The following is an 18305-nucleotide window of genomic DNA, read 5'->3' on the forward strand; positions in this document are numbered from 1 at the left end:
TCCGAGAAAAAGGATTAATTTTTCTATATGAAAAGATTCAAAAGTGCTGTTGCCAACAGAATCATGAAAGCGCCGCCCAGCCTTGAAGATATCTGTGCAAAAGGCATCAGTTCCATTCTTTTTGAAGCCGAAAGAACCGCTACATCTCCGGTTCCACCCATGTTCGCCATACACAGACCTCCTGTTATAGCTGCTTCTATTGGATAGAATCCAAGCAGCCTTCCCACGAATCCGGAACCTATTATGGATCCTATTACAGTTACTATGACCAGTAGTATGTATTGTATGGTAAATGCATCGGCGAGCTGTTGAATATTTATATATACAAATCCTATTCCCACCAGCAATGCAGCTGTGAAATTTTTGGAAACGAAAGCATACCACTGATGACATCCTTCACCGTATTTTTCCGGGAGAAGATTGAATCCCTTTACAAGAGCAACGGATATTATCATTAGGGCGTACCTGTGAATAGGTATGAATTTAGATAATATGTTTCCAAGAACATAGAACATGCATGCTATGGCTATACCAATGCCCATAAGCTTAATATCGATTGCAGCCCTTTTTTCTTCCACCTCAAAATCATCTACGTTCTCCTGGGAGATCAGAAGCTTTCCATATCCTGTAAGTTTTGGATACTTGCTTCCCAGTTTGCTAAGAAGTCCTCCTGCCACAATTGCAACTGCATTTCCAAGGGCAAGGGCCGGTACAACTATGGTAAGAATGTTTCCCGGATCCTCCTCCATTATCTGGCCGTAGATTTCAGACAATGGAATTGCACCTGCTCCCATGCCGCCTCCCATTATGGGTATTCCAATATAAAGGACGGCTTCCTTGAATCCGTATCCTATAATCATTCCGGCAATTCCAACCAGCACAAGTGCAGCTGCCACTCCTCCCAGTATTATGGGAAGATACTTCGCAAAAGCTTTTATAAGAAGATCCCTGCTCATTCCAAGTATGCTTCCGCAAATAAGCGCAGCGATATAGAAGTTCAGGAATTCTCCACCCTTCATGAATTCAGTGATGGATGCAACTGTAGCTTCAGGAATCAACCCGAAATACGACAACAGTGCGGAACCGAATATCGCTACTATTGCTCCTCCTCCAAGGTAACTTTTTATTATGGGAGTGTAATTGCCTACAAGGTCGAGTATTGCACCTAGTACCATCATGAAACCTAAAACTATGAGCCCGCTTGGAAGATTACCTGAATACACGGCAATAATATAGATTATTGCTATGATGATGAAATATGGTAATTCAATACCCATGATTGAAAACGTTTGCCCGCTTTCGTTACTCGTTTTCTTTTCAAGATTTGACATATCTTTTCCTCCTCTTTTTCTTAATTGTACATCAACGGTGAAAAAAAAGTAAGTGTTTAATAAATAAAAATATTTATTTGAATATATCAAAGCTGTCAATTTTCAAACTATCTTATAAAAGCTCTTCGGCCTCCCCACTGTTCCATATCTGATTGTCGAATTGATTCTTTGAATGGTTTCCATATATTCAAGGTATCTTCTTACTGTTACAGAACTGATATCTATTTCTTCAGAAATGCTCTCGGCGGTAAATTCCTTATCCTGACAATTTTCCAGTATATATGCCCAGATTTTTTCAAGGGTTTTCTTTTGAAGGCCCTTAGGCAACTCCTTTACTGACTCCTTTTTCTTAATAAGCTTATCTATTTCCTCCTGTCTCATGGAGTCTCCCCTGTTCAACGAATCCCTTCTTTCCTTGAACCTGTTGAGTGTATCAACAAGTCTGTCATACTTGAAAGGCTTGATTAAATAATCTACTGCGCCATATTTCAATGCCGTATCGATATCCTCCCTGTCGTTCGATGCAGTCACTAGTATTATGTCCGTCTTGATCTGCTTTTTTCTAATTTCACGTATAAGAGTAAGACCGTCCATATCCGGCATATAAATATCCACTATGGCAAGTTCAACATCTCTACGTCCAAGAATTTTAAGTGCTTCCAAACCATTTTTTACAATATCAACCACTTCATATCCGGCAACACTTTCAACATATCTTTTGTTTATATCCCCTACCATTGGGTCATCATCTACTATGAGCACTTTAATCATTGTCTACTCCTTATGTAAAATTATATTGAATTTTGTACCTTCACCTTCTGATGAATCCATCTCTACTGTTCCATTCATGCTTCTTACGCTTTTCATTGTCAAAAAGAGGCCTACTCCTGTATTTTCTTCCTTGGTGGTGAAGCCCCTGTCAAAAATGAGTTCTCTTATTCCAGGTTTTATTCCGGTACCATTGTCACTGACATTAATTTCTATTATACTTTCTGTCTCCATCAATTTCAATTCAACAATCTTCTTCCTCTTGCCTGAAATACTCACTGCTTCGAATGCATTCTCGATAAGATTGCCGATTATGGTTACAAGATTGTTGTTGTATGGGAATGTTTCGTTAGACAAGGACGATAATTTATCCATGGTGAAATTAATATTGAGTTCCTTAGCCCTGCTGAATTTGCCAAGTATGAGGGCGGCAACAGTTCTATTTAATATTCTTTTCGATACCAATCCGACTATCTCTTCCTGCCGTTCATATGTATCCATTATATATTCCTCAGCCATTTCATAGTCTTTTACATGCAAAAAACCAAGGAGTACATGCAATTTGTTCTTGAATTCATGCTGATTGGCTCTCAAGGCTTCCACCAGTTGCCTCACTCCAGTAAGTTCTTCAGCAAGATTCATGACTTCTGTCTTGTCGACAAAGGATGCCATTGCGCCTATGGTTTCGTCTTTATCCTTTATAGGAACACGATTTGTTATGTATGCCGTATTCTTGATTATAATATCCTCATTCACCTCGCTTATTCCAGTCTCCAATACTCTTGGCAGTTTCGATTCAGGAATAACTTCAATGATGTTCTTTCCTATTATCGTACCACTGGACTCATCAATTTTCATGGATTTCATAGCCGCATCGTTAATCATGGTAATGTTGCTGTCCCTGTCTATTGCCACCAGACCTTCGTTCACAGCATTAAGCATTGCCTCTTTTTCATTGTACAGTGCAGCTATCTCAAATGGTTCCAGTCCCAGTATTGATTTCTTAATATTACGAGACAGAAGAATTGTTCCCAACAATCCAATGAGCAAACCAATAGTAACAGTGACCATCGAATCCATTATGGCCTTTTTTCTCACTTCTTCAATGTTCTTTGACAAGGTTCCTGCGCTGACAAATCCGATAAGATTATCATCATAATCATAAACAGGAGCAAAAGCTCTAAGGGACACACCAAGTGTACCAAGCGATTCAGTATGATAACTTTCTCCAGTATTCACAACCCTGTCTTCATCGTTTCCAGAAAAGGTTCCTCCAATGTTTTCCGGATTTGGATGTGAAAGTCTTATGCTATCAAGGTTCGCAACGGTAATAAATTCAACATTTTCGGTGTTTTGCAATATTCCCTGGGTATATTCCTGGACAGGTCCTGATTCCATGTTGATAAGCCCGTCTATTACCGTCTTGTTCCTGCTTACAGCCTGGGCAAGATTCATGATATTTTGCTTTGAGTAATAATCTATTGTCTTCAATTCACTTGAAACATCTGATATGGTTGATATTGTCATGGATATGAAAATCAATAAAATTACAAGAAGTGATATTTTTTTCGATAGGCTCATGTTTTTCATTCTGTTTCCTCCTGCGCAGGTTTAAAATATTGATTCCCATTTTTTCTTTCTTTGTATGCTCTCCTCATCAAGAGGCACCCTTAAAAACTTCTTCATGTTCCTGAATACGAGGTATAAAAATGCTAATCCGATAATAATCTCTGTTTTTCTGTCAATAAGTCTGTCCAACACGCCGCTGTCGCTGAAACTATAAAGGGTAATCAGTTTTTTATATCCTTCATAATCTGTGCTTCTCATCCGGTCAGGAAGATGCTCTCTGTAATATTCTCCATCAAGCTCATATCCCATTTCCTTGAAAAGTCTAATGTTTCCTTCTATATATGCATCCATCAAGCTTTTAACCTCTTCCGATTTTTCTGCCAGTATCTTGTAGGCCCCCATATCAACAGCCTGTGCAATATTTGCCTTGAATTCCCGGCTCGCATAAAGTGAATATTCCCTGATATATCCCATCTCCAGGTTTTTTTCCGAGTACTTCCTGTTTACCAGTTCAGACCACTGTCTGAAAGAGTATCCTTCATTATAATAAAACTCAAGGCCGTATTCGTCAATAAGCCTGTCCATTTCATGATATGGATTGTTTTCTTCATCGCCAGATTTATAGTATTCTTCCCTTATATGGAAAAACTCATGGGCCAAGACCATTTTTATCCATATCTGTGAACTGTTTTCAGTTATGTCTATGGCTGTATACATTGATTTATCAACTATTGTTCCTGCATAGTCGGTATTTCTTATTTTCAGTTTATCCACCATATATATCTTGTCGACAAATCTGCCAATGACATCAGCAGGATATGTGCTCAGATAAATTATTGCATCACTTTCTGCATTTTTTCCCTCCAGTTCATTGTACGGGCGTATGTTCCACCCCTTTACCTGTTCGCAGTCCTCTATACACAATCTTTCATCGGTAATTATCTCAACTCCCCTGTCGGAATAGTATTCTATATCTCCCCAGTCGGAAAGCCAGGAGTAATATTCATTTTCTGCAATATCAATGTCATCTCCACTTGCCTGCAATAATGCTTGTGTGGAGACCAGAAAAATCATTAAAATAATTAAAACAGCAAATTTGTATTTCATTCTCATCACTCTTTCCTTTTCTATAATCATTTTACCATAATTATTGCGGTTTTCCTGTATTTTAATGCTATTAATGAATTGTTTCATTTATTTAGTATTGTATAAAGGATTTCATTCCTGAAAATTAAAGGTTTTTGTAGTATAATATTTATAAGTATCTAAATATATGAAAGAAGGTGTATCAATGACAAAGCCCGTAGCTCAACAGGAAACTTACAGTGCTTCTAATCTTCCAATTGAAAAGTACAATGAATTGGACGATTATATTGCAACCTTGGATGACAAGAAAGGTTCACTCATCCATGTTTTGCACAAAGCCCAGGACATCTTTGGATTCCTTCCAAAGGAAGTTCAGCTATACGTAGCAAGGAAACTCGATTTGCCAGGTGCAAAAGTCTTTGGAGTTGCCAGTTTTTACTCCTATTTCACAAGTAATCCCGTAGGAAGGCACAAGATTAGTGTTTGCATGGGAACCGCCTGCTTCGTAAGAGGCGCAGAAAAAATATTTGAAGAACTTAAGTCCAAACTTGATGTAGAGGCTGGAGGCACCACAGAAGACAACCAGTTTACATTAAAAGATGTACGTTGCATAGGTGCATGCGGTCTTGCTCCTATCGTAATGATTGACGACAAGGTATTTGGAAGAGTCAAGCTTGAAGAACTTGACAACATTCTTGATGAATTTAGAGAGGAGGATTAATTTGAATATTAAATCACTTGATGAACTAAAAGAAATCAGGGAAAAATCCTTGAAAAAAGTCAATCTAAGAGAAACAGGCGAAAGCGGAGAAGATACAATTGAATTGATGGTTGGAATGGCTACATGCGGAATAGCAGCCGGCGCCAGAGTCACTCTGGAAGCTCTCCTAGATGAAATCAACAAGCAGGATTTAAAAAATATTAGAGTAGTACAGGTTGGATGTCTTGGATACTGTCATTCAGAACCTATTGTCCAGGTAAATGAGCCCGGCAAGGAGCCCATTTTGTACGGAAAGGTTGATGATGCCAAGGCAAGGGACATTATCAACAAACATATCTTGAAACATGAACTGCTGGATGATTCAATAATTATTAACACATTTGATAAAGCTTAATTATAAGGAGGGTGAAATGGACAAAGTCAGAAGTCACATTATGGTCTGTGGAGGCACCGGCTGCATATCTTCAGGAAGTGAAGAATTAATTACCGCTCTAAATAATGAACTGGTTAATGCAGGTTATGACAAGGAAATAACCGTCATAAAAACAGGCTGTTTCGGATTTTGCGGTCAGGGTCCAATTGTTAAGATACACCCTGACAATGTATTCTATGTTCAGGTAAAACCAGAAGATGCCAAAGAAATTATTGATGAACATATAATAAAGGGACGTCTTGTTGAAAGACTGCTGTTTGAGGAACCTGAGGAAAAGAAAAAGCTTGAAAAGCATGACAAAATGGCTTTTTACAAGAAGCAATATAGGATCGCCCTTAGAAACTGTGGTCTAATAGACCCTGAAGACATAGAAGAATATATAGCCTTCAGAGGTTACGAAGCTTTGGGAACAGTTCTTAGCGAAATGAATCCAACGGAAGTATGCATCTTGATTAAGGATGCAGGACTGAGAGGCCGTGGCGGCGGCGGATTCCCTACAGGTCTTAAATGGGAATTGACAAACAAGTCGCCCGGAGATGAAAAATATATCATTTGCAATGCTGACGAAGGCGACCCTGGTGCATTCATGGACAGGTCAATACTTGAGGGAGATCCCCACTCTGTTATTGAAGCAATGGCAATAGGAGGTTTTGCAACTGGTGCAAATACAGGAATCATATATATAAGGGCCGAATATCCCCTTGCAATAAAAAGACTTGAAAACGCTCTTGGTCAGGCAAGAAACTACGGACTTTTGGGCAAGAACATATTCGATTCAGGATTTGATTTCGATATTATGGTAAAACTAGGTGCAGGTGCATTTGTCTGTGGAGAGGAAACCGCTCTCATACATTCAGTTGAAGGGTCAAGAGGCGAACCTACAAAGAAACCACCCTTCCCTTCCGAAGCAGGATATTTGGGAAAACCCACAACAGTCAACAATGTAGAAACTTATGCAAACATCTGCCCGATAATATTAAACGGACCTGATTGGTTCTCTTCAATAGGAACTGAAACTTCAAAAGGAACGAAGGTCTTTGCCCTTGCAGGAAATGTAAATAATGTTGGCCTTGTTGAGGTTCCAATGGGAACGACCCTTAGGGAAATCATCTATGATATAGGTGGAGGAATTGTCGGAGACAAGGGTTTCAAGGCTGTACAAACCGGTGGTCCATCAGGCGGTGTAATAACTGCCAAAGATTTGGATACACCAATTGACTACGAAAGTCTCAAAGCTATAGGTTCAATGATGGGTTCAGGCGGAATGATTGTTATGGACGATGAAACATGCATGGTCAACATAGCAAAATTCTATCTGGATTTTACCCAGGATGAGTCCTGCGGTAAATGTACTCCCTGTAGAATAGGCACTAAAAGAATGTATGAAATACTTGAAAAAATCACAGATGGCAAAGGTACTTTGGAAGACCTTGAAAATCTTGATATTCTTGCAAGAATGATAAAGGATACTGCCCTTTGCGGTCTTGGACAAACCGCTCCAAATCCAGTACTTAGCACTTTGAAATACTTCAAGGATGAATATATTGAACATGTTGTTGAAGGCAAATGCAGGGCCGGCGAATGTAAGGCTTTAGCAAAATATTCAATAAATCCTGAAAAATGCATAGGATGCACGGCATGTGCAAAGGTCTGCCCGGTTGATTGCATTGAAGGAAAAGTCAAGGAAGTGCATATAATCGACCAGGACAAGTGCATTAAATGCGGCGCCTGCTACGATGCCTGCAAGTTTGATGCAGTAATAAAACCGTAAAGGAGGTATGGCGAATGGAAATGGTAAACATAGAGTTCAACGGTACCAAAATGCAAGTTGAAAAAGGAAGTACAATACTTGAGGCTGCAAACAAGATTGGTGTTCACATACCTACATTATGCCACTTGAACCTTGAAGGTTTTGGAATTGTAAACCAGGTTGCTTCATGTAGGGTATGTGTTGTGGAAGTTGAAGGAAGGCCTACTCTCGTACCTTCCTGTGCAGAGAAAGTTTATGAGGGAATGGTTATACACTCGGACTCATTCAGAGCAATGAACGGAAGAAGGATGGCGGTAAAACTTCTGTTGTCAAACCATCCAAAGGATTGTTTGAGCTGTCCAAAAAACCTGGAATGCGAACTTCAGGCACTTGCCCAGGAGCTCGGTATACGAGAGATACCATGGGAAGGCGAAAGACTTGACTATGAAAAAGACAACTCCAGTTTTTCGCTGGTTAAAGATCCAAACAAGTGCGTAATGTGCAGAAGGTGCGAAACCATGTGTAATGAGGTTCAAACCTGTAATATACTTTCTGCAGTGAACAGAGGATTTGAATCCTTTGTTGGACCTGCTTTCAACATGGATATGGCAGATTCATCATGTACATTCTGCGGCCAGTGTGTAGCCGTATGTCCTACTGCAGCACTTACAGAAGTGGACAATACCCGTCACGTATGGAATGCCCTGGCAAATCCCGAGAAGCATGTAGTGGTTCAGATAGCACCAGCTGTGAGGGTTGCAATAGGTGAAATGTTTGACATGGCACCGGGCTCGATAACTACGGGGAAAATAGCAACGGCCCTTAGAAGAATGGGCTTTGACGGCGTATTCGATACCGATTTCAGTGCCGACCTTACAATAATGGAGGAAGCTACGGAATTGATACACAGGATTCAGCACAACGGAACTCTCCCAATGCTTACAAGCTGCTGCCCTGCATGGGTTAAGTTCTTCGAGCATCAGTTCCCTGATCTTCTAGATATTCCTTCAACATGCAAGTCACCTCAAATCATGTTCGGAGCCATTGCAAAGACATATTACGCTGAAAAGAAAAATCTCGATCCACAGAATATTACTGTAGTATCCATAATGCCATGTCTTGCCAAGAAGGCTGAATCCAAGAGACCTGAACTAACCAAGGACGAGAATTCAAATGTCGATATCGTTATTACAACCAGGGAATTTGGTAGAATGATGAAATCTGCAGGTATTGACTTCCCTAATCTTGAAGATAGTGATTTCGACAAGCTTATGGGAGAAAGTACAGGAGCTTCAGTAATTTTCGGTACTACAGGTGGCGTAATCGAAGCTGCTACAAGAACCGCTTATGAGTGGATAACTGGCGAGGAACTTGAAAATGTTGATTTTGTTCAACTGAGAGGCCTTGAGGGTATCCGTGAAGCTACCGTTACAATCGGAGACATGGACCTCCACATAGGCATTGCCCACGGACTTGGAAATGCAAGAAAACTTCTTGATGAAATACGAGCCGGCAAATCAAAATTCCATGCCATCGAGATCATGGCCTGTCCGGGAGGATGTATTGGCGGAGGCGGCCAGCCGTACCACCATGGCGATATGAATATCATAAGAGAGCGTCAAAAAGCCATATATGAAGAGGATAAGGGAAAGAAAAGAAGAAAATCACATGAAAACGAAGAAATTATTAAACTTTACGAGGAATTTCTCGGTGAACCTTACGGTCAAAAAGCCCATGACCTTCTTCATACACACTACGAAGCAAGAGAAAAAATTTAGGTTTGATGCAGCATTAAGGCCAATTAATAAAAATGAGCTGATATCAATTGGTATCAGCTCATTCACTGTAAACAACCTTATTCAACTTTTTGAAAATCTTCCTTGCCTGCTCCGCACAAAGGACAGACCCAGTCTTCGGGTAAATCTTCAAATTTAACTCCCGGTGCTATTCCTCCGTCTTCATCGCCCTCTGATGGATCATAAATATATCCACAAGGTATGCATTCCCACTTATCCATGTAATATCCTCCTATAATCTATACTTGTGATATACATTCAACTGGACATTCTCCGGAACATGCACCGCAGTCTATACATGAATCTTCGTCGATTTTTCTTTTCGAATCTTCAACTTCTGATATGCATGATACGGGACAAACAGGTTCACAAGCTCCACAACCTATACACTCGTCTTCGTTGATTCTATAAGCCATTATTACACCTCCTTCAAGAATATTTAATCAAACAAATCTATCTTTTTAATTTGTTTATTCTGTCCTTGAATTCTTCCTTCGTCAAAATTCCCGACTCGTATAGATTCCTGTATTGTTTTGCATAATGATCGGTTTCATCTATTTCAATTATTTCTGAATCTTTCTTTTTCCGGCCTTCAAAAGGTTTATTTCTTGACGGCTTCTTATTCTTCAATTTAGGTTCATTGACCTTGTCAGCTTTCTCAGGTCCTTCCAAGAGAGACTTTGCCGTTTCTGCAAAATTGTATCTGCTGTCGGACTTTCTTGAATCAAAATCCGATTTACTCTGTCTTGAAAACCTGGATGCAGAACTAATTATCCTTGAAATCAGTATTATTCCTATTATCAGAGGGATAATAAAATTACCAACTCTTATATTCAAGTTCGCTCCGGTAAGGTTTCTAAGAACTGTAATTAAAATATATATTGCTATTATAGTCCCAATCAGCGAACCGGATTTCTTGTTTTTCCCAGCCATAACTCCTCCTGTTAACCCTTAATATCCATTCTCTGGAATGTTTACTAAATACATATATATTATATACTCAATCAAAAAAAATAACCAGTATTTTACCGGTTATTCGATCAATTATTATTCGATTTCCATTTCGTTCAAAATATCCCTAAGCTGTATCAGCTCTTCTGCTGTAAAGGTTACTCCCTTTGTCATCTTTTCATGAGCAGGGTCCCATTCCCTTATATCATACTTGGGATCTCTTTCATTCCAGCTTACCAGTGTAAGTTCCTTTTTCCAGCCTTTTGCGTTTTCGGACAATTCACCGAACTTAGTGACAACTTCAAATTTAAATGCCATTTCAACCTCCGCATATTTCTGTTTATTCAAATCATATTTTTTCTAATTGATAATAACACAGATATGACGGATAAATCAATATTATATTAGTATATTTTCTTCAATCAATTGTTGTTTTTTAAAATGAATGAATCTACCTTCCCGTTCTTACAAGCTCGATAAACCGTCTGATTTTTTCAGGATCTTTTGACCCTTTTGTTTCCACCCCCGAACTCACATCCACACAGAAAGGCTTTATTGTCTCCAACCCCTCCATTACATTAAATTCATTGAGTCCTCCCGCAAGTACTATAGGATATTTCTTCCCAATATCCCTGTATCTTTCCCAGCTGAATTTTTCTCCGAGACCTCCGTAGGCCTTGTTTGAAAGCTTGTCCAGAAGGAATCCGTCCACATTGCCGAAGGAGTCAAGGTATTCACTGACCATGTCAACTGGCTGTTCCCCAAGCCTGACAGCCTTCCAAATCTCAAAGTCATATTCCTTCTTCAATTCTTCCAGCTTTTCAATATACTTGTCATTCTCATCTCCGTGAAGCTGAACCACCTTAATTCCCGCCCCTATTGTCTGCTCAACATAATGGATGCTATGGTTGACAAACACCCCTACAGGGATTATACCTTTGTCAAGCTGTTCCAGAAGAATCTTAAGGTGGCTCCTGCATACCTTTCGCTTGCTGTCGGCAAGCACAAAGCCGACATAATCAGGTCTGTATTTATTTACAGCCTTTATATCCTCCATAGTCCTAAGACCACAGATCTTAACCTTTATCATTTCAACCCTCTCAATTCACTGAATTTGCCTTCCATGTCCCTCGACTTCATTATGGCCTCTCCAATGAGTACTGCATCCACTCCTATGCTTTCTAGATATTTCATGTCATCATACGTGTTTATACCGCTTTCACTTACCTTTACAATATTATCAGGCATAAGACTGATCAGTTTTTCAGTGTTTTTAAGGTCCACAGTGAAGGTTTCAAGATCCCTGTTATTCACACCAATAATCCTGGCACCTGTATTCAAAGCCTTTTTGACATCATCTTCATCGTGAACTTCTACAAGACATTCAAGACCAAGTCCATATGCTGTATCAATGAATTCTTTCAATTTCTTTTCTTCTAGTATCCTGCAGATCAAAAGAATTGCATCAGCATTCAAAACCTTGGCTTCATAGATTTGATATTCATCTATTATAAAGTCTTTTCTAAGAACCGGAATTTCCACTTTTTCCTTCACTTCAGTCAAGTACCTGCCACTTCCCAAAAAGAAATCCTCTTCAGTTAAAACTGAAATGGCATCAGCATTTTTATTGTAGATATCTGCATAATCCAAATACTTGAATTCTTCAGAAATAAGACCTTTTGAAGGCGAAGCTTTCTTTATTTCCGCTATGATGGACATCCTTTTCTTATTATGTAAACTTCTTTCGAATTTATATGTTGTTTTTTTGTCCAACCCTTCAATTTCCATCTTCAAAACATCCAGGCTTCTATTTTCTTTTGTTTTAATTAATTTTTCAAGCTTTTTGTCTATTATCATATCCAAGATCATCTGTCTATCTCCTTGTTTCCATCCTCATTTTTTCAAGTTTTTCATAAGCTTTTCCAGAATCTACGGACTCTATTGCTTTATGTAAACCTTCTTCGTAGCTGTCAGCCACTCCGGATATATATATGGCTGCCGCAGCATTAAGAATGGCAATATCCCTTCTGAAGCCAGTGTCTCCCCTAAGGATCGACTCTAATATATCAGCATTGACCCCAGGACCTTCTCCTGATATATCCACAAGTTCACACAACTTGAATCCGTAATCCTCAGGATTTATCATATATTCCACAACCTTGTCGTCTTTTATTTCAGATACATAAGTCTTGCCTGTTAGTGTAATCTCGTCAAGACCATCTTCACCGTGTATCACCATTGCCCTTTTAACTCCAAGCTCCTTCAAAACATTTGCGCATACATGCACCAGGCCCTTGTCATATACACCCATTATCTGTTTTTCAACAGAGGCAGGATTAACCATGGGGCCAAGTATGTTGAATACTGTTCTGAACTTAAGTTCCTTTCTGACAGGTACTACATTCTTGAATGACTTGTGGTGGTGAGGAGCAAACATGAATCCTATGTTTGCCTTATCAAGACAGTTTTTTATTTTCTCGTTTTCATCAGTAAGATGAACTCCAAGCTTTTCCAGGACATCTGCTGATCCACTCTTGCTGGATACAGACCTGTTGCCGTGCTTTGCAACTTTCACTCCTGCACCGGCTGCTATAAAAGATGCCGTTGTAGAGATATTGAATGTGTTTGCACCGTCTCCACCTGTACCTACGCAATCCACAAGATGTTCATGCTTGTATTCCAGCTTGCTGGCATTACTTATTACAGACATGGCGCAGCCGCTTATTTCCTCTACAGTCTCACCTTTCATCTTAAGGGCGGTAAGAAAAGAAGCAGTCTGAACAGGAGACGACTCCCCCTTCATTATGGAATTCATTGCCTCCAGAGCTTCATCCTTGGTTAAATTTTCCTTGTTTGACAGTTTAAACAATATTTCAGATCTCATATCATCACCTCATCAATTTTTTCAGGAATTCATCTACTTTCTCTATTCCCTCGTTCTCTATTACCCTCGTTATGGCACTCCCTATTATTGCTATGTCTGCATGTCCTGCAAGAAAATCAATGTCCTTCTTTTCCTGTATTCCAAATCCAACGGCACATTTCATCTTGGTAACTTCCTTGATTCTCTCTATTTTTTCAGTAACTTCACCGCTGAACCTGGTCTTTATACCCGTAACCCCTGCACGAGGAACGTAATATATAAAGCCCTTTCCCTTTTCCGCTATCTTTTCAAGCCTTGCCTCATCAGTATAGGGAGTGGCAATCACAACAGGATTGATATCATATTTATCACAATATTCAAAAAGTTCCGATGCATCCTCCAAAGTGGCATCAGGGATTATCAGGCCCCATACGCCTATTTCCGATGCTTTCTTCACAAATTCCTCTACGCCGTATTGGTAAACAATGTTGTAATATGTCATTATGAGTATATTCATATCGAATTTCTTCACAGACTTTTCAATGAATTCAAGGGAACCTTTTACAGTTGTTCCCTTGTCAAGTGCTTCCTGGTTGGCCTTCACAAAGGTAGGTCCATCAGCAGAAGGATCAGAAAAAGGTATTTGAAGCTCTGTAAACTCAACTCCATTTTTCTCGAATATTTCAAGTGCCCTTTCATTGGTTTCCATATCGGGATAACCGATTACCTGGTGCGTCATCAAAGTGATCTTATCTTTCATAGCTGTCTCCCCTTTCCTTTACGAATTTCATCCAGTCTGCATCCCCGAGAGCTTCGCCGATATTGAATATATCCTTGTCACCTCTTCCAGACATGTTTACGACGATTATCTCATCCTTCCCGGTTTTTTCTATGTCCCTTATCATTGCAGCAAAAGCATGGCTTGATTCGAGAGCAGGTATTATCCCTTCCTTTCTTGAAACAAGCTTAAATGCTTCAATTACCTCTTCATCAGTTGCCGCCTCAACATTGACCCTTCCTATATCCGACAAATAGGCACTTATGGGCGAAACGCCAATATAGTCAAGGCCTGCTGAAATACTCCATGTATCCATCATCTGGCCTTCTTCATTTTGAAGGAATATTGTCTTGTAGCCCTGGGCAACTCCTGTTTTCCCCGTCTTGTAGGCAATTCTTGACGCATGCATTCCGGATCCTTCTCCTTTTCCTCCAGCCTCTACTCCAATAAGTTTTACTGATTCGTCATCGAGGAATTCATAGAAGGCACCCATGCTGTTTGATCCACCTCCCAGACATGCATATACCCTGTCCGGAAGTTTGTTTTCCCTCTCCTTCAGCTGCTTCTTTATTTCCTTGCTGATCACTGACTGAAAATATGTAACCATTTCAGGAAAAGGATGGGGTCCGCAAGTAGTACCCAGGCAGTAATGGGTATCCTCAAAATTCGATGCCCAATCTCTCATTGATTCGTTTATGGCATCCTTTAAGGTTGCAGTTCCATCTTCCACGGCAACAACCTTTGCTCCAAGATTTCTCATCCAGAATACATTGGGATACTGCCTGGCAACGTCTTCAGCTCCCATGTAAATTGTTGCATCAAATCCCATCTTTGCTGCCATGACTGCCGTTGCAACACCATGCTGGCCTGCTCCCGTCTCAGCTATTACACGTGTTTTCCCAAGCTTTTTCATAATCAAAGCCTGACCCATTACATTGTTTATCTTATGGGCTCCGGAGTGGTTCAAATCCTCTCTCTTAATGAAAATCCTGCCCTTTCCAAAATATTCCGTAAGATTCTTCGCATATGTTAGAGGAGTTTCCCTTCCGCAGAATTCTTTCAAAAGACTGTAATACTCATTGAAAAAAGCTTTATCGTTCTTTACACTGTTGAAACAATCTCTCAGCTCGTCCAAAACGGGAATCAGCAGTTCCGGTACATATCTGCCTCCGTACTCCCCGTAATACCCTTCAGGCAATCCCTTAAATATTTTCATTTTATTCCTCCATTAGTTTATCAATTATATTTTTCATGAGCTTGAGTCCCTTGCCCTCATCCATACTCATGACAGATTCAGGATGGAACTGTACTGCATATATATTCCTTTCTTCATCTTCAACAGACATTACAATTCCGTCACTGGTCCTGCTCGTCACCCTTAAATTTTCGGGAATCTTGTTCCCGTAGAGGGAGTGGTAGCGTCCTACGCATATTTCCCCTTCAATACCCTTGAATATGATACTCTTATCTTCAAAGTCCAGATTGGACTTCTTACCGTGAACGGGAATATCCAGTTGTCCAAGACTTCCACCGAAATACTCCACTATTGACTGAAGTCCAAGGCAAACTCCAAATATAGGCAGTCCGTTCTCTACGCAATACCCGATTTTTTCACTGACATTGAAATCCTCTGGTCTTCCAGGACCCGGAGACAGAACAACAAGGTCATAGTCACCTTCTCTCAAGCATTCCATTGCATGATTGTGTCTTACGGTTTCCGTATCTGCACCTAGCCTTCTGAAATAGTCTCCCAGGGTATGAACAAATGAATCCTCATGGTCTATGATGAGTATGTTGAAGTCAAGTTTCTCTATAAGTTCAGCTTCCTTTGCCTCATCCTCCCCGGGCTTTTCCTGCAGCACCTTGATCATGGCTGCAGCCTTGATTAAAGTTTCTTCTTCTTCATCTTCCGGTATTGAATCATTTAGAAGGGTTGCTCCAACCCTCACCCTTGCCTTGTTCCCTTTCATGTATATGGTCCTGAGTGTAAGGCCTGTATTTATATCTCCATTGAATCCAAGACATCCAACGGCACCTGCATACCATTCCCTGCAATACTGCTCATTTTCTTCAATCCACTGTACAGCCCTCCTTTTGGGAGCACCCGTCACTGTAACAGCCCACATATGGGTCATGAAGGCATCAAGAGAATCATATTCATCCCTTAATATACCTTCCACATGGTCTACCGTATGTATCAGATGTGAGTACTTTTCAATTTGTCTCCTACCGATAACATTAATACTTCCCGGAACACATATCCTCGATTTGTCGTTTCTGTCAACATCTGTACACATAGTAAGCTCCGATTCTTCCTTTGGAGAATTCAAAAGCTTCATGATATTTTCATAATCCTCTACAGCATTCTTTCCCCGTTTCACAGTTCCGGAGATCGGACAGGTTTCAACCTTGTTGCCAGTAACCCTTACATACATTTCAGGAGACGCTCCAATAAGCTTTTCATTACCATGGTTGATCAGAAAACCATAGGGACTTGGGTTTATTTCTATTAGCCTTTCAAATATGTCTGAGGCTTTCTTTTCCGTATTGTATTCCAGCACCTGCGAAGGAACCACTTCAAACAGGTCTCCCCTTTCAAAATATTTTTTCGCCTTTCTCACAAGCCCTGCATAATTGCCTTTTACAGGATTTATGAGCTCTTCATATTTCTTGTCATCTACAACCTCATCTATGCCTGTCCTTTCAACACCCTCCGTAGAATAATCCAAATAACGGAATTCATAGTCATAAACAAAGGATTCAGTCCTTCTATGGTCCATTATCATCACACTATCCGGAATAAACAGTACAAGATCCTCATTGCTCTCAAGCCTTTCCTTTTTCAGTTCCATGTCTTCAAACTGATAAATAAGGTCATATCCAAAGGAGCCGTATAGGCCAAGGAATCCATCCTCTTCCGAGTAGAACATCCTTCTTATGTCCCTAATAAGGGTAAATATGCTGTTTTGCCTGCTTCTTTTGTCCTCTGTAACATATCCTTCAGGTTCCTTTACTTCACCCTCTATGAAAAATTCTTCCTTGTTAAGGAACTTGTAGCTTTCCCTTAACCTGATATGGCTGTAGATAATATCCACCAGGACTTTTCCTCGTTCATTCAGGCCGTTGATAATGAACTTTCTGCCATTCCCTCTGATTTCCAGGGGAGGCTTGACAAACCCCAAATCCCATCGGGTATATCTTCCGGGATACTCGAAGGAGCTGCAAAGATAAGCCCCCTTGAAGGTATTCAGGTCTTCAATAAGATTGTCCCTGCTTATTTTAAAATCCACTGGCCTTTTCTTTCTTTTGATTTCAACTTTACTGTTTGTTTTATAATTCATATTTCCTCCAATCCTCCAAAAAACTATACAAAAAAACAAAAAATCTCTTGTCCTATAAATATAGGACAAGAGATATATCTCCTGCGGTGCCACCTAAATTGGTATTAAATACCCACTTATTTCATGTACCATCATACATGTCTCCTTTGTAACGAGTGAGATATCTCGTCGGCGCCTACATATCGGGCCGCACTCATGAGTCCATTCACAACAATCCTCTATGTCTTATTTCCACCAACAAAGACTCTCTATAATATCGAATTGATACTACTACTCTCAATCAACGCTTTAGTATTAACCTGCTTGAACTGTTGCCCAAACAAATTGCTTTGTTCATATATTACACTAAATATTAAATAAATGCAACATTTTTTTATTAATACCTTGTTATCCCCAGAAAATATGCTCCTTCACCATCAAGGCTTTTTCGTTGCAATCTGGACATGCAGCCTTCCTGATCTCGTGGTAATCAAAGCTTTCGAGCTCATGGCCACATTTCTCACAACAGTACCTGGTTATATATCCATCAGCAAATTCAATCACTGTTTTACCCTTCATATTTCCGCATTTGCTGCAAATAAGAATTTCATGTTTCATGTCGAGTATAGGAATATTATATTTGCTTCTCTTCAATATACTCTTCTTTACTTTCTTGTCATCAATAAAATTGTTGATAAGTTCCTGAATTGAGTACTCACTTTCATTTTCCTTTCCCAATTCAAATTCCTCAGTAAATAGACAATTTTTACATAATACACTAAGCCTTTCACCCATATACATACCCCGCCTGTTTTTTATTTTCTATTAAAATCACCTTCTTTTGTTAAGAAAATATATCATTTATTATAACATTTATTTAACATTTATGCATCTTATTTATGATTTTTTGTTCTATTTATTGACATAATTTTATCAATT

19 protein-coding genes and 1 other annotated feature are annotated in these 18305 nt (G+C 39.7%); of the genes, 4 read left to right on the forward strand and 15 right to left on the reverse strand.

Annotation, left to right across the window (positions count from 1 at the left end; genetic code table 11):
* Window positions 1-23: 23 nt before the first annotated feature.
* The 4 genes from BUB05_RS12485 to BUB05_RS12500 all read right to left on the reverse strand — a co-directional run bounded on the left by BUB05_RS12485 (window position 24) and on the right by BUB05_RS12500 (window position 4775).
* The gene (locus BUB05_RS12485) at window positions 24-1331 is read right to left on the reverse strand and encodes a 2-hydroxycarboxylate transporter family protein (RefSeq protein WP_073049950.1); all 1308 of its coding nucleotides are present in this window, start codon (window positions 1329-1331) and stop codon (window positions 24-26) included.
* Between the two features lie 102 nt (window positions 1332-1433).
* Complete coding sequence (locus BUB05_RS12490; RefSeq protein ID WP_073049951.1) at window positions 1434-2102, reverse strand: response regulator; 669 nt, start codon at window positions 2100-2102, stop codon at window positions 1434-1436.
* Window positions 2103-2105: 3 nt separating this feature from the next.
* Window positions 2106-3689 carry an ATP-binding protein gene (locus BUB05_RS12495; protein ID WP_073049952.1) on the reverse strand — a complete coding sequence of 528 codons (1584 nt, stop codon included), beginning with the start codon at window positions 3687-3689 and terminating at the stop codon, window positions 2106-2108.
* A gap of 21 nt (window positions 3690-3710) precedes the next feature.
* Entirely contained in the window at window positions 3711-4775 is a 1065-nt protein-coding gene (locus BUB05_RS12500) for a hypothetical protein (RefSeq protein ID WP_139258009.1), read from the reverse strand.
* Window positions 4776-4959: 184 nt separating this feature from the next.
* Between BUB05_RS12500 and nuoE the strand changes: the two genes are divergently transcribed.
* Genes nuoE through BUB05_RS12520 form a run of 4 tightly spaced genes read left to right on the forward strand, consistent with a single transcriptional unit; the run spans window position 4960 to window position 9436 of the window.
* A complete protein-coding gene (gene nuoE, locus BUB05_RS12505; RefSeq protein WP_073049954.1) occupies window positions 4960-5475 on the forward strand; it encodes an NADH-quinone oxidoreductase subunit NuoE in 516 nt (171 codons plus the stop codon).
* A 1-nt stretch (window position 5476) separates the two neighbouring features.
* Window positions 5477-5869, forward strand: a complete 393-nt coding sequence (locus BUB05_RS12510) for a (2Fe-2S) ferredoxin domain-containing protein (RefSeq protein ID WP_073049955.1) — start codon at window positions 5477-5479, stop codon at window positions 5867-5869.
* Between the two features lie 16 nt (window positions 5870-5885).
* Complete coding sequence (locus BUB05_RS12515) at window positions 5886-7679, forward strand: NADH-quinone oxidoreductase subunit NuoF (RefSeq protein ID WP_073049956.1); 1794 nt, start codon at window positions 5886-5888, stop codon at window positions 7677-7679.
* A gap of 20 nt (window positions 7680-7699) precedes the next feature.
* Complete coding sequence (locus BUB05_RS12520) at window positions 7700-9436, forward strand: NADH-dependent [FeFe] hydrogenase, group A6 (protein WP_175548564.1); 1737 nt, start codon at window positions 7700-7702, stop codon at window positions 9434-9436.
* Window positions 9437-9513: 77 nt separating this feature from the next.
* Here BUB05_RS12520 and rd read toward each other — a convergent pair whose 3' ends face one another.
* The 11 genes from rd to BUB05_RS12575 form a co-directional block, all read right to left on the reverse strand.
* Window positions 9514-9675, reverse strand: coding sequence for a rubredoxin (gene rd / locus BUB05_RS12525; protein ID WP_073049958.1), 162 nt, complete (start codon window positions 9673-9675; stop codon window positions 9514-9516).
* Window positions 9676-9693: 18 nt separating this feature from the next.
* Entirely contained in the window at window positions 9694-9870 is a 177-nt protein-coding gene (locus BUB05_RS12530; protein ID WP_073049959.1) for a ferredoxin family protein, read from the reverse strand.
* A 37-nt stretch (window positions 9871-9907) separates the two neighbouring features.
* Window positions 9908-10387, reverse strand: coding sequence for a hypothetical protein (locus tag BUB05_RS12535; protein ID WP_073049960.1), 480 nt, complete (start codon window positions 10385-10387; stop codon window positions 9908-9910).
* 114 nt (window positions 10388-10501) lie between these two features.
* Entirely contained in the window at window positions 10502-10723 is a 222-nt protein-coding gene (locus BUB05_RS12540; protein ID WP_073049961.1) for a YdbC family protein, read from the reverse strand.
* A 133-nt stretch (window positions 10724-10856) separates the two neighbouring features.
* A complete protein-coding gene (locus BUB05_RS12545; protein ID WP_073049962.1) occupies window positions 10857-11495 on the reverse strand; it encodes a phosphoribosylanthranilate isomerase in 639 nt (212 codons plus the stop codon).
* Entirely contained in the window at window positions 11492-12274 is a 783-nt protein-coding gene (gene trpC / locus BUB05_RS12550; RefSeq protein WP_073049963.1) for an indole-3-glycerol phosphate synthase TrpC, read from the reverse strand. The genes BUB05_RS12545 and trpC overlap by 4 nt, the downstream gene beginning before the upstream one ends.
* Before the next feature lie 4 nt (window positions 12275-12278).
* A complete protein-coding gene (gene trpD / locus BUB05_RS12555; RefSeq protein WP_073049964.1) occupies window positions 12279-13289 on the reverse strand; it encodes an anthranilate phosphoribosyltransferase in 1011 nt (336 codons plus the stop codon).
* A 4-nt stretch (window positions 13290-13293) separates the two neighbouring features.
* Window positions 13294-14028, reverse strand: coding sequence for a tryptophan synthase subunit alpha (trpA, locus tag BUB05_RS12560; protein WP_073049965.1), 735 nt, complete (start codon window positions 14026-14028; stop codon window positions 13294-13296).
* Window positions 14018-15262 carry a tryptophan synthase subunit beta gene (gene trpB, locus BUB05_RS12565; RefSeq protein ID WP_073049966.1) on the reverse strand — a complete coding sequence of 415 codons (1245 nt, stop codon included), beginning with the start codon at window positions 15260-15262 and terminating at the stop codon, window positions 14018-14020. The genes trpA and trpB overlap by 11 nt, the downstream gene beginning before the upstream one ends.
* Before the next feature lies 1 nt (window position 15263).
* Window positions 15264-17387 carry an anthranilate synthase component I gene (locus BUB05_RS12570; protein ID WP_073049967.1) on the reverse strand — a complete coding sequence of 708 codons (2124 nt, stop codon included), beginning with the start codon at window positions 17385-17387 and terminating at the stop codon, window positions 15264-15266.
* A 58-nt stretch (window positions 17388-17445) separates the two neighbouring features.
* Window positions 17446-17680: a binding site (T-box leader), on the reverse strand.
* A 94-nt stretch (window positions 17681-17774) separates the two neighbouring features.
* Window positions 17775-18161 (reverse strand): hypothetical protein, encoded by a 387-nt coding sequence (locus BUB05_RS12575; RefSeq protein ID WP_073049968.1) that lies wholly within the window; start codon window positions 18159-18161, stop codon window positions 17775-17777.
* Between the last annotated feature and the right edge of the window lie 144 nt (window positions 18162-18305).

This window comes from Dethiosulfatibacter aminovorans DSM 17477 (assembly GCF_900142005.1).
In the GTDB taxonomy this organism is placed as follows: domain Bacteria; phylum Bacillota; class Clostridia; order Tissierellales; family Dethiosulfatibacteraceae; genus Dethiosulfatibacter; species Dethiosulfatibacter aminovorans.